This window comes from Terrabacter ginsenosidimutans (assembly GCF_039539425.1).
Lineage (GTDB): Bacteria > Actinomycetota > Actinomycetes > Actinomycetales > Dermatophilaceae > Terrabacter > Terrabacter ginsenosidimutans.
On sequence record NZ_BAABDC010000004.1, the window covers coordinates 326,247 to 339,177 of the forward strand.

A 12,931-nucleotide genomic window follows, 5' to 3' on the forward strand; every position below is an offset into this window, starting at 1 on the left:
CGCCTCCGAGACCCCCCAGGAGGCGCCGCCACGCGCTCATCGCCTCCCCACGCGATGACTCCCCACCGGCTCTCTAATACGTTGCAGGCCGCGGCAAGGGAGCGTCTGTGAAATCAGCGAATTCACAGGTACGAGGTGGAAATGTCCAGCCTTTAAGGGCTGACGTGGCCGCCGGCGCGACTCGACGATGACCGGCGCTCCTGCACCCTGGCTGGAGCGCCGGCCTCTACATGCCCGCCCGGCGCGCCACACCGGCTAGGCATCGGACGCCACGTCCACGGCGACCTACACTCGGCTGGCTGGCGGTCAACTGGGGCTCAGGTGTCTGGATAATCTGGCCAAATTGGGACAAACCATCTGCCAGCCACTGGCCCCGAGTCCGACAAGCATAGGCTCCTGCGAGAGTGACTCGAGCTGCAAGAGCGCTACGACTGCGAGCTCTCAAAGGTTTTCTACAGCGCGGTCGGGCATGGGCAGCAGCCGATCGGGAAGGCGACCCCGCGCCGGCGCTGGATGAGCTCGCGCAGGCCGCGAGAGAAGCAAGGGCCGCCTACGATGCGGCCAGGAACTCGCCAACGTAGGCCAAAGCCTGCGGCCCGATCGAACAGGCGCTCGTTGAAAGCGAGTTCCGCACGAGTGACACCCGGCCGAAATTGGACCAGCTCGACCGGGTGTCACCCACCGAACGGGTTTGCGAAGTGACCGCTCGGCGTTGGTGGTGTGAAGTTGTCACCGAGGCCGTGGGACGTGGTCGCCCTTGCGGGGGCGGCGACTTCGGCGGGGCGTTGCCCTTGCCCACTTCAAGGATCCGCCGCCGATCACTGCTGTGCAGCGGATTGAGCAAACTCGGGCCGTCAGCAGCGGAGAGGCCCGGGGTCGCCTGAGCCGAGACAAGAGTGCGGCTGTCGCTATCCATGGAGTTGGGCATGTGTGATGTGGAGACCGTGGGAGATGAGTGCCTGCAGAAAGCGCACAAACTCCTGGCTGTCGCGCACATCTGAGCTCAGGAGTGAGGTGCCTCCGTTGCGCTCGGCGCGGATCGCGTAGGGCAGGAGGTCGATGTCATCAGCGGTCCCCTCGACCTGCACCTCTGCTCGCATGGCCTCATCATGCCTAATAGGTCGCGGCATGCAAGGGGTGGTGGCTGCGCGGCGGCTGGTGGGTCCCCTGTATGACTGCCGGCTCCGGGCCTGCGTGCCCGCCTCCAACCCGGGAGGCGAGCGCTCCACGTTGTTCCTGCCGTCACGTCGGCTTCCACCAGGCCGAGGGTTGCCTCAGCGTGGGTTTGCCCACGTCGTTCGAGTTATTCTGGACGGGCAGTCCAGCCGCGGGCTGCGGCACGACTCACTAAGTGTTTGTTCATGGGACACAGTGCTCAGCGCGTCGAGATCAGCGGTGGGGTCGAGGAGCAGGAGAGCTTCGACTGTCCCCAACAGGTGGTGGCCGTCCTGCTTGACGAAGTCATGAACCTGAGGCGTGCCTTGGAGCACAGCCGCGACATAGGGGCGGCCATCGGCATCCTCATGGCGACGCGGAAGGTGACGCGCGACGGAGCTTTCGACCTGCTCCGGGTGGTGAGCCAGAACAGCAATGTGAAACTGCGTCTGCTGGCCCTCGAGGTGGTCGAGCAGGGCTGCATCCCAGAGCAAGATGCCTCCGGTCGCAAGTCCTCGATGCCGTAGGGAGGGCTGAGAGCGGGCGCCATCAGCGGCCGAACGCGCCCCTCAACCGGAAGGGGGGAGGGGGAGCCGGGAGGGGCACGTCCTCTGCCCAATGCCATGCGGCGAGGTTCCTGGACATAGGCGGTGCACCAGACATCCTCGTCTCGCCGGGGTCTGGGGCAGCATCTCAACCGTAGTCGAGGGCCAGGGTGGAGGCCACTCTGGCTCCGTCTTCCATTGAGGAAAGGTGCTTGCAACCTGTGCCATTTCGTGGGTTTGTACAGACGGGCTGACTCGTTCGGGACACGCCCATTGCGCAGAAACCCACACGAGGAACTCCGCCCGCACTGCTCGCACTTGGTGCCGTTCGCCAGGCCTCGGTACTGGGTGGTGCCGGGGTCGTGGTCGGCATGGAGGTTGCCGGTCTTGCCGTCGGGCAGTGGCCAGATGGGCTGCCCGCACAGGCAACAGCGGTCCCCGGGGTGGATGCCTCGAGGAGTGCGGCTCGTGCGGGCTTGTGCTCGGGCGTGCGGTGGATCGGGTTGGCGGGGGCGTTGCGGTCGAAGGGCATCACCGTTCACCCATGTACCAGCCCACCATCGACTGGATGGGTTGGCTGGTCTGGCAGATGGGGCACCATACGCAGCAGCCGTTCGTCGAGCAGTGCGTCGATGTGGCGCCAGATGGCGACGCATCCGGGCTGCCTCGACGTCGCTGGCCATCGCCTGGCCCCAGAGCGCGGCCTGCAGAGCGTCGAGCCGTGCCAATTCGAGCTGTTGGTGGTTCTCGACCGCGTCCTTGCGATCACGGGTCAGTGCGTCGTGGACGATGTGGTGCACCGTGCCGCGGTTGGCGTAGCCGAGCTCGTCGGCGATCTCCTGGTAGGTCCGTCCCTCGGTGGCCAGCTGCATGGCGCGGGCGTGTCGAGCGGCGGCGAGGGCACGGTTGCGGTGCCGACCGCTGACGAGGGATCGCTGCCTCAAGGGTCATGAGAACCATTATCGGAATCGGGTCTGCGAATGCCCGCTACGCCGCTCCTACCGGAGCAGACATAGGTGGTTCGAGGGCGCCGGTCGTGCGTCACGCCACCGCCTATGGCCCTACGCGCCGGCCGCCACCGAGCTCCACCCGAGCGGCCCGGGGTGTCTCGCACCCGGCCCGCCTCGGTCAGAGCCCGGCGCACGATGACCTCGACCTGGGCGTTGACGCCGGCCACGTCGTCGCCCGCCGAGCGACTGAGCGCGTTGGGCACCGCCGGGCCGAGCCGCAGGACGGCCGAGCCGCCGGAGTAGCTTGCGCGGGGCGGTCAGCGCTGAAGGGGTGCCGGAGCCGACGCGTGGTGGTAACTTTGAAGGCTGACGGTTCTGAGGGGAATCGACAGGGGCCGGCAACAGGACCGCGCACCAAAGAAGGTGACGCGATGAGGCCAGCACGCATTCTGACGTCGGCCGCAGCGGTATTTCTCGCGGTAGGGACCGCAGCCATGATGGGGGTGGCGTCGGCTGGCGCCGCATCCCCGTCGCCGGCGCGACATCTCTCGATGGACTGCGAGTACAGCTCACTGTGCACGGAGGTGGCCAACCCGCAGGAGGTCTTCGGGGGAGAGTACGTGGGACACGACGAGCCGTCGGCGGTGTTCTACTCGAACGCCCCGGGGGCAGGCAACAACGTGCGCTATCAGGTCGTGCTGCCGCACGACCCCTCGCCGAACAACCCCACGGCACCGGGGAAGTCCTACAACTTCGAGCTGCACGGGGCGCTCTGGTTCGGCATGGCGCTGTGTGACACCCAGTCCTACCCGGAGCAGGTGTCGACCTGCACTCAGGACAGCGACACGAACATCGTCGACCCGACCGTGTCGCCGAACCACCCCGGGACGGCGTTCACCGAGCTGCAGTTCTACCCACCCGGCTGGGTCCCGTGGCCCGCGTGGGCCGTCGCGACCGGGGCCAGTGGGTGCGACCCGACGAGATGGTGCGCGGCGCTCAACATCTTCGGGCTCCTGGAGGACCCAGTCGCGGGAACACTGCAGAACCCGACCTGCGCAGCGCAGGTCGGCATCGAGTACTTCAACTTCGCCTTCGTGACGAGGAACGGCTCCAGCCAGGCCCCGGCCAACCCGCTCGGCTCGACCCTCGCGACGTTCACCCCGGACCCGGCCCAGGACCTCTTCATGAACTCCGGCGACCACCTCGCGGTCACGATGCATGACACCCCGGATGGGCTCCAGGCGGTCATCGACGACCTGAGCAGTGGCCAGTCAGGATCGATGACGGCCAGCCCTGCCAACGGCTTCGCCCAGATCCGGTTCGCGCCAACCGGGACGGACTGCACGGCGATCCCGTACGCCTTCCACCCGATGTACTCGACCTCCACCCCGGACACGCGGGTCATCTGGGCGGCGCACACCTACAACGTGGCGTTCTCGGACGAGATCGGCCACTTCGACACGTGCACCGGTCCCGGGCAGGTTCCGGCCACGCCGTTCGGGCTCGACCAGACCGGCAACCCGACGGCCTGCCCGGCAGGCAACTCCGAGCTGACCGGACCCACCGACACCGACGACAACTTCTGCTTCCCCGGTAGCCAGGCCCTGCGGCTGAAGGTCACCGGGTGCACGGACACCAACACCGGCTTCGACGGGATGAGCTACCAACCGGTCTGGCCGGACGGCAACCGAGCCCTGCACCCGTCACCCTTCATGTTCGGGCCGCCGCTGACGGGTCCGGGCTACGACACGAGCTTCAGCCGGCTCGCGTTCGAGGCCGACCTGCCGCGCATCGAGGGCACCTGTAACCGGATCACCGGTTCCGGATGCACCTTGATCCCGACCACTGACGCCGGCACACCTGCAGCGTTCTACCCATTCTTCAGCGCGGTCGGCGGCCGCAACTGCCTGCTCGGCTTCGGCAATGACGTCCCCGGCTCCAAGACCGATTTCGGGCGTAACGCCCAGTACGGCACTCTGCTGACGACCGCGTACCTAGCCTTCGGAGGCGGGGGCGCCACGATCAACCGCATCAACAACTTCCGCAACATCATCGCCAACCCCTGCCCGGGCAGCCCTGGCCGCTGACCCAACCACCTACATCGAGGCCGGGGTTCTACTCGGCCAGCTTGGCGATGGCCTGTGCCCAGAGGAAGTGCTTGTTCGTGCCGATGTTGCGGATGGTCTTGATGTTGAACGCCGCCTTGAGGTGCTCCGCGTCGCCTGCGCTGACGCCCTGCAGCGCGTCCACGGGCGCGTCGGCCAGCTCACTCAAAGAGACAGCCTCGAATGCCTTGTCGACCTTGCCGGCGATGTCGCCCATGATCACTCCCGCATGTCAGTGCGCGCCGCCGTGGCGTGCATGATGCAGATGTACCACCCAGAGCCCCGACGCGCGCTCCCAACGCCGTAAGTGAACCCTCAGCCACTCGGGCCGCGCGTACGGCTGTTCCCCTTTGACGCCTCAGGAAGTCCGCGGCCGCTCCATTCACGAGCTCGCCGGGCGCCGGGGCGTGGGCTCAGGTCAAGAGGTTGATGGAAACCCGAGCAGGCCTGGCCTCGTGGAGGGCCCAGGCGATGCACTCGTCAAGCGTGGCGCAGCTCGGACCGAGTTCGCTAGCGGTTAGAACCTCCCGCTCGTCAACGCACATCCACGCGGCGCGCCACGCGTCCATGCCATCGCGGCGTTCGACGTAAACCTCCCCTGTCCCGTCCTTGGGTCGGGTCATGGGGTTCCCCTCGGGGCAAACGCGATCGGGATCCCAATCTTCAGATGCGGGGACATGGGCGTGCCAGTCCTCACCGAAGAACGCCTGTGGATGAAAGCGCTTGAACGAACTGTTCGTCCGCTCACGATGCCCGCTCGCGGTGTCGTGATCGTTGGCGACCCAGTCGCGATCCGGTCCGCTGATTGTCATGCTCGCCCCCTATCCGTTTCCCCCGAGACCGACCACTCATTGACGACAACAGGCAAAGCCATATCACGCGACGCTGCCTGTTGACTGTGAAGTGCAGTACCTCGGTTACTCGCGCGGGCCAGGGTCTCCCAGCGCACGGAACGCCTGCCGCCAGCACGACGTCGCAGCCACGCATGCCGCGCGCTTCACCGGGCATCGTGCCAACCGGATGGGCTCACGGTCGGTCTCGTGCCTTGTGCCGCGTCGAGGTCCGGTCTGGCGCGGTGCAGTCTGTGACCTGCATTTCAGCCGGCACGGGACTGCTCCAGTGTCCCATGAGGAGCGTGCCATGCTCGACCTGCCTAACGAGAGGCCGACCCGAGTGGACTACAGAGCGATGAGCTCGGAGCCGATGCCGAGGGCGTCGAGGTCTACGACCAAACGCCAGTAAGACGTCGTTCTCGTAGAAGCTTTCGGCATCGCCGTTGCCTTGACTTGGATCGATCTTGTGCATGTCGCGCACGTCATACGAGATCACGTATCCCGCCTGTAAGTCACTCCACTCGACGCGGACGACCATGGTTGCCCTGGCGATGTCGTAGTTGTCGTTCCCGTGATTCTCTGCGATGTACTCGAACTGGTAAGTAAAGGTGTAGCTGTCGTCCTTCTTCAGAGAGCGCAGATACCCATGACAGGGCTCGTAACCTTCGATCCACTCCGGTCGTTGTGAGGAAGTAGACGGCCACCGACTGGCCCGGATTGCTGGACTTCCCCCCGAGTTCTGGCCCGGACCTGGATGCCCCGCTCCACCCCACGAGCGGGGCATCCGCATGTCCGGCGTGCCGCCCCCGTTCCGGAGGGCCTGGTAGCGCCGGGGCTCGGACGGAACCACGGGCGAGTCATACCGCTGCTGGGGTCGGTGTACGCCCGCAAGAACGTCGGGACCCTGTTGCCCCGGTCGATACCTCCGGGTCGATGCCTGCCGTTCGAACAACTTGTGCGTCGCCCGTATCTTTCCTGTGAGTCGTCTCGTTTCTCCTGCACTGGGCCGCCCGCTTCGGCGCGACTCGACGAGCACTCCTAGGAGAACGCGTGAACACCACTCGTAAGCACGTCCTGGCCGTAGGACTGTGCCTCGTTTCGGCGGCGGCGGGGGCACCGTTCGCAGCGGCGCTGCCGACCTCGGCCGCCCCGCCCACGGTGACTCCGTCGCTCACCAACACCGTCACCGACACGGTGAGTGACCTGCTGGGGACGCTCGACACGCGGGCCGTCACCAAGGCGGTCGTTCCGAGCGCAGCGGCCAAGTCCGCCGTCACGAAGCTGCTCGCCACGGCCGGCTCCGGCGCCAGGGCGACCTGGGACGCCCGCTTCGGCACGCTCCGCACGCTGCGCGGCAGCGGCTACCTGACTTCGGCCCGCACCGGCAGTGCCGTCGACGTCGCCCGCGGCTGGCTCGGTTCTCAGCCGGCGGCGTTTGGGCTGACGGCCGCCCAGGTTCAGGGCCTGACCGTCGCCCGCGACCACGTGCTTCCGGGCACCGGCACCCACGTGGTCAGCTTCGTCCAGACCTTCGCAGGGGCACCAGCGGCCCGGGGTGGCCGTCTCAACGTCGCCGTCGCGGCCGACGGGCGCATCCTGTCGTATGCCGGTGAGACCGGCGGGGGAGCGAACCTGCTCGGCGGCTGGCTCCTCGGCGAGGCGCCCGCCCTCGTCAAGGTGGCCGCGGCGCTCGCTCCCGGCACGGTCTGGACGCCCACCCGCACCGGCACGCAGGCCGGGTTCACCACGTACGACCGAGGCCCCTTCGCCGGGCCCTGCTACGTGCGCAAGGTGGCCTTCCCGACGAGCGCAGGCCCGGTGGCCGCGTACAAGGTCTTCTTCATCAAGAGCCAGACCGAGGCCTGGGAAGTCATCGTCGACGGCACCACCGGCTCGGTGCTGCACCGCACCAGCGTCGTGCAGTTCGACGACGCCCACGGCACCGTCTACGACAACTACCCCGGCGCAGCCAAGGGCGGGCAGCCGCGACAACAGTCGTTCGGGCCCACCCCCGAGTCCCCCAAGGGCTGGGTCGACCTCACCGGTGCCACCGGCACCGGGGCGACAACCCTCGGCAACAACGCCGACACCTACGCCAACTGGTCCAACTACCTCGCGCCCGTCGACAACGCGCCGCGACCCGTCTCCCCGACCGGCGCCTTCGACTATCCCTATGCCAACCGCTGGGCCGCGACCAAAGGCCAGACGGTGCCCCCCTCCTACGCCGAGGACCTCAACCCAGCCGCGACCAACCTTTTCTTCCAGCACAACCGGATCCACGACGAGTACTACGCACTCGGCTTCACCGAGTCCGCCGGCAACTTCCAGGTCGACAACGGCGCCAAGGGCGGCCAGGGCGGCGACGCCGTCCGCGGCCTCGTCCAAGCCGGCGCCGCCTCAGGTGGGTCGCCGACCTACACCGGCCGGGACAACGCATACATGCTCACGCTCGACGACGGCATCCCACCGTGGAGCGGGATGTTCCTGTGGGAGCCCATCGACGACGCGTTCGAGGGTCCCTACCGCGACGGGTCCTTCGACATGTCGGTGATCCAGCACGAGTACACCCACGGCCTATCGAACCGCTACGTCGCGAGCGGAGCCGGCCTCGCCTCGCAGCAGGCGGGGTCGATGGGTGAGGGATGGTCCGACTGGTACGCCCTCAACCACGGGTTCAACGCGGGCCTGCTCACCAAGCCGATCGTCGGCGACTACGTCACCGGCAACCCGACTCGTGGCATCCGCAACTGGAACTACGACCAGAACCCGACGACGTTCGGCGACATCGGCTACGACCTGACCGGTCCCGAGGTGCACGCCGACGGTGAGATCTGGACCGCGACGCTGTGGGACCTCCGCAAGGCCCTCGTGGCCCGTTACGGCGCGGCCAAGGGCGCGGCCGTGGCGGCGCAGCTCGTCACCGACGGCATGCCGCTGACCGCCCCGAACCCGTCGTTCCTCGACGCCCGCGACGGCATCCTGTCGGCCGACCTCGACCGTTTCCACGGCGACAACACCGCGCTCATCTGGTCGGTGTTCGCCAAACGTGGCGCCGGCGCCTCAGCCACGAGCAACACCGGTGACGACACCGAGCCCAAGCCCGGCTTCGACGTGCCGACCGCAGCGGTGAACGGCACCGTCGCGCTCACCCTCGTCAACGCGACGTCGGGGCAGCCGATCGGGAACGCCCGGGTCATCCTCGGTCGCTTCGAGGCCCGCGTCTCGCCGCTCGTGCGCACCGGCTCTGCCGGGGGCGCGACGGTCAAAGCCGTCACGGGCACGTACCCCCTGACGATCCAGGCGCCCGGGTTCGGCACCCAGACCATCGAGGGCTTCACGGTGGCCGCGGGCAAGAACGTCGCTAGGACGATCTCGCTGGCGCCCAACCTCGCCTCGACGGCCGCAGGCGCACAGGTCGTCTCCGCCTCGAGCCAGGACGACGGCGCACCTGCGAAGTTCGCCTTCGACGACACCGCCGCCTCGGTGTGGTCGACGAAGGCCGGCACCAGCGCCTACAACGCTGGCCCCGACGAGCGGGTCACGGTCAAGCTCGCCGCACCGGCCACGGTCAGCTCAGTGCGGGTCAGCGCGTTCAAGGCCACCAACGCCTCACGCTTCGCGGCGCTCAAGGGCTTTACCGTGCAGACGTCGCTCGACGGGGTGACGTGGACGACCGCCCGCACCGGAGCCTTCGGCTACCAGACGCCGCGCCCGACGGCGCCCGACCTCAACTACACGACGTTCGCGCTCAACACCCCGACCAGAGCGGCCTATCTGCGCTTCTTCGTCGACTCGGTCCAGGGCGACACGACGACGTACGCGCAGGTCGCCGAGATCGAGGCGTTCGGCTCTGGCGCCACCGTCGCCAACGGCAGCGTCACTCCCGACGCGCCCTACAGCGACCACGGCACGATCACCGCGAACAACCCCGCCGCGGGTGACCCGACCGGCCTGCAGAACATCTTCGGCGTCACCGGCGCCGAGATGAACACCGCGTGCACCTTCGCGCCCGCGTCCCAGGGCGTCGACGGCTGGGTGACGAAGCTGCCTGCCGGCTTCTCCGACGGGCTGCACTCCGTGTCGGTCACGGGCACGAGCCCGCTCGATGACACCGTCGGCCACGACCTCGACCTGTACTTCCTCGACAGCGCCTGCCAGCTGACGGGGTCGGCGGCGACCGGCTCGGCGGACGAGTCGGCCGTCGTGCCGCCCGGCACCGTCTACGTCCTGAGCCACCTATACACGGGCGCCAACGTAACCGTCGACGTCGCCGCCGTCGACAACCGCTGAGGACCTCGACTTCAAAGTCGACCCTCGCGAGCCAGACGGAGACCCGCTCATCCTCCGGTGAGCGGGTCTCTGTTTCCCTCCTCGCGCGACGACGCCACCGCCCATGAGGGGGTCCCCGGGAGGGGTTGGCGGTGGCGCCGCCATTCTCTAGATATCGACACGCCTGGGACGTCACGGGTCGGCTTGGGTGCCCGCAACCCCGGCACAGGTGCAAGCCGTGCATGACGCAATATCCGCAGCGGGCGCTATGAGGGCGCTCGTCGAAGCACCGGTGCTGCTGCCGAAAGTTCGTCGTCGGCCGGGGCACTTGCGGCCCGGATTGATCGGGCGGCCGCCGGTGCTGTGGTGACTGCTGGTGACGCCCGGGACGGGAATCCCCTCCACGAGACGTCCGCCCCGAACGCCGACCCCAACGTACCCACCGTGGCCGCCCGAATCTTCGACGCAAGCCACCTCGCCAGTCAGCGCGACTGGAGCCATCTGACGTTCGGCCCGAGCCCGCGGACGCCGGCCCCATCGGGCTTCACCCACGAGCAGGCCACACACGGGCCAACGCCATAGGGCTCTGACCTCCACGTGCAGATCCGCGCCGGGTGCGGCCTTGAGGAACGTTTCATCCAGGCGTCTCCCCGGGAGAATCGCCGCCCTATTCGGACGGCGGCCTGCTGGGCGCCCAGATGCGAGGCATGTCCTCGCTACCCGTCGAGGCACGGACCGACCAGCGTGGCCCGCACGAAAGAGATGCATGCAGATCCGACGGGGGCCGGGCGACTGGCTGTCAGACCAGCGTCCTTGGTCTTCGTCCCAGGCCGACCCGCGGTCTGGGTTTGGGACCCGGCCCCTGCCGCGCGCTTGCTCGAGGCAGAAGGCGTGAACCAGATCGCGCTTCTTTGTCCGCGCCGTCGGTCATCGGCGGCGCGACAGATAAGAACACCGAGGTCGCTCCAGGTCCATGCGAGAAGCGTCCCAGGGGGCACCGGCAGCTCAGCGGCGTGGGCGACATCGTCACCCCGCGCTCGCTCCCACTGATTTACACAGGCGAGTACAGCCTGGGGACAGGCGAATCCGCCAGGACGACGGCGAACGACCACACAACGTCATGGTCGGGTTACACGGACCCGGAGCGACGTCGCAGCTGGTCACACCCCGCGGCCATGGGCCAGCGACGTGCCCGGACTGGCCGGCGCGACATGCGTGTGGAACGGCTGCTCCTGCGTCTCAGTACTGCTCCGACGCGGCATGCGCCAGAGTCTCTTCCGGCCGGGCCTCAGCGTCGTCTTGGCTCGGGTGGCCGAGCGCTTCAGCGGGCTGGCCGGAGCTCTCGGCACCACCGTCAGCCGATGCTGCTGGCGGCGCGTCCACGGGCTCGGTGCCGTCCTGAGAGGAGTACTCGGTCGAGCTCAGGCTCTGCGGCGTCGTGGGCTCCGCGTCAGGCGGGGTGGGGCCGGGCTCACGCAGCTTTGGTGGTGCAGCCGACCACGCCTTCAGGTACTGGAGGACCTCGGCGTAGAAGGTGTCGGTGGCGTCGAGCACGGAGTCGATGAACGACCCGCGGCCGCGGCCCCGCTTGGTGCCCATCCCTGCGGTGAGTGCCAGCCGGAAGGATCGGATCTCTCTGGCGGGGTCGACCACGAGTATCGCGGGGTCTTGTCGAACGGCCCCGAGCAGTTCGGCGGCGCTGGAGCCGCGGGCGTGGGAGGCGAAGGTCTCGACTCGCACCGAGTCGGGTGCGGCCTTGAGCTGTCTCATAACCCAGTTAACGCGGGTGGTGGGGCGGCCCTCTCGGGGGGCGTCCACGTCGACGTGGCAGGTGACCCTCGACGCGCGGAGGTCGGCGGTGACGACGAGCTGGCCGACGGTGTCGGGGATCCGGATGGCACCCGTGAGCTGCCCGCTCTGGCACAGCGTCGTGGTCAGTGCTTGGGCTCGCAGCGTTGGGTCGGCCTGCTCCTTGCGGGTCAGCACCGGGACCACCTCAGTGCCGAGTTGACGCCCGAGGCGCAGGCTGGCGAACCGGAGCAGTGCGTCGAAGCGGGCGACCACGTCGGCGACGCCCTTGTCGGTGGGCCGCAGGGTGCCCGCCGCCACGGCGTCACGCACCGCAACCCAGGTTTCGCCCATGTCGTCGAACTCGAGCGCGCCGGAGCGGCTGTGCTCGAGGTAACGGATGAGCTCACCGAGGATCCACGCCTGGTCGGGGTCGGCGACGCCGCGGAACTCCTTCTGCATCACCGCTTCAGTCAGCACCTGGGTCCAGGAGAGGTGGTGCAGGGCGACCTTGCGCAGCTTGCGCTTGTCGACCTTCGTTGGGTGCTGCCCGGCGACCGCCGGGATCTCGTTGGAGATGGTCAAGACGGCGTCGTAGCCCTGCTCCTTCGCGATGTCGAGGTAGTTCTCGAGCTGCTCGACCTGCAAGGCGTTGGAGCCGGTCTTGACCTCCACCAAGGCGGTCCACGAGCGGGCGCCGCGGCTTACGCGGATGAGGCCGTCGGGGTAGAGCTTCTTCTCGCCGAGGAGGAACGGGACCTCGATGTAGGTCTCGATGGTGCCGGCCGGTGCGCCCAGGGGCTTCACCAGGGTCCGGCCGAACTCGCGGACCGCGGAGACGACGGCGAGCAGCGCGGACGTCGCGCGGCGTTCCTGCTCGTCGGCGCCGTTGATGCCGGACGTCGGGATGAGGCGGGCCTCGTGCCAGCTCTCTTCGGCCATCGTTCCCCCTTCTTATCGGTAGTGGTGCCAGTGGGACGCTACCGGCGGCTGCCCCCGTTTGCGTCGTTTGTCGACAACATGTGCGGCGAACCGCTCGAGCGGGTTCCAGGGAGCGACGTGGTCGCCGACCTGGTGTCCGACTCCCATAGCACCGGCCCAGCTGGGTCCGGCACACGCGCCGAAGCGCCAGGCCGCGAGCAGAGTCCATGCTCCGCGTCGCCCAGCACACATGCGAAGGCGCCACGGAGACGGTCACACGACAGGGGTGCGCTGTCGCGCGGGCAGCCGCCCGGCCAGCCGATCTCTTGGAAAAGCCTCGTGGAGGCGGGACATGGGGACAAGAT

8 protein-coding genes are annotated in these 12,931 nt (G+C 68.2%); 4 read left to right on the forward strand and 4 right to left on the reverse strand.

The genetic code is table 11. The features are described from left to right. Positions 1–908 precede the first annotated feature (908 nt). The gene (locus ABD831_RS14290) at positions 909–1,100 is read right to left on the reverse strand and encodes a hypothetical protein (RefSeq protein WP_344947752.1); all 192 of its coding nucleotides are present in this window, start codon (positions 1,098–1,100) and stop codon (positions 909–911) included. Between the two features lie 261 nt (positions 1,101–1,361). On the opposite strand from ABD831_RS14290, the gene ABD831_RS14295 reads away from it, so the two are divergent. The 3 genes from ABD831_RS14295 (at position 1,362) to ABD831_RS14305 (ending at position 4,737) form a co-directional block, all read left to right on the forward strand. Further along, positions 1,362–1,682 carry an ANTAR domain-containing protein gene (locus ABD831_RS14295; RefSeq protein WP_344947755.1) on the forward strand — a complete coding sequence of 107 codons (321 nt, stop codon included), beginning with the start codon at positions 1,362–1,364 and terminating at the stop codon, positions 1,680–1,682. 650 nt (positions 1,683–2,332) lie between these two features. After that, positions 2,333–2,653, forward strand: coding sequence for a hypothetical protein (locus tag ABD831_RS14300; RefSeq protein WP_344947758.1), 321 nt, complete (start codon positions 2,333–2,335; stop codon positions 2,651–2,653). 581 nt (positions 2,654–3,234) lie between these two features. Beyond that, positions 3,235–4,737 (forward strand): hypothetical protein, encoded by a 1,503-nt coding sequence (locus tag ABD831_RS14305; protein ID WP_344947761.1) that lies wholly within the window; start codon positions 3,235–3,237, stop codon positions 4,735–4,737. A gap of 28 nt (positions 4,738–4,765) precedes the next feature. On the opposite strand, the gene ABD831_RS14310 is transcribed toward ABD831_RS14305, so the two are convergent. Beyond that, positions 4,766–4,972: a hypothetical protein gene (locus tag ABD831_RS14310; RefSeq protein ID WP_344947764.1), complete on the reverse strand. Its 207-nt coding sequence runs from the start codon at positions 4,970–4,972 to the stop codon at positions 4,766–4,768. A 196-nt stretch (positions 4,973–5,168) separates the two neighbouring features. Beyond that, the gene (locus tag ABD831_RS14315; RefSeq protein ID WP_344947767.1) at positions 5,169–5,567 is read right to left on the reverse strand and encodes a hypothetical protein; all 399 of its coding nucleotides are present in this window, start codon (positions 5,565–5,567) and stop codon (positions 5,169–5,171) included. 1,071 nt (positions 5,568–6,638) lie between these two features. Here ABD831_RS14315 and ABD831_RS14320 point away from each other — a divergent pair. After that, complete coding sequence (locus ABD831_RS14320; RefSeq protein WP_344947770.1) at positions 6,639–9,878, forward strand: M36 family metallopeptidase; 3,240 nt, start codon at positions 6,639–6,641, stop codon at positions 9,876–9,878. A gap of 1,218 nt (positions 9,879–11,096) precedes the next feature. On the opposite strand, the gene ABD831_RS14325 is transcribed toward ABD831_RS14320, so the two are convergent. Next, a complete protein-coding gene (locus tag ABD831_RS14325) occupies positions 11,097–12,587 on the reverse strand; it encodes a hypothetical protein (RefSeq protein WP_344947773.1) in 1,491 nt (496 codons plus the stop codon). Between the last annotated feature and the right edge of the window lie 344 nt (positions 12,588–12,931).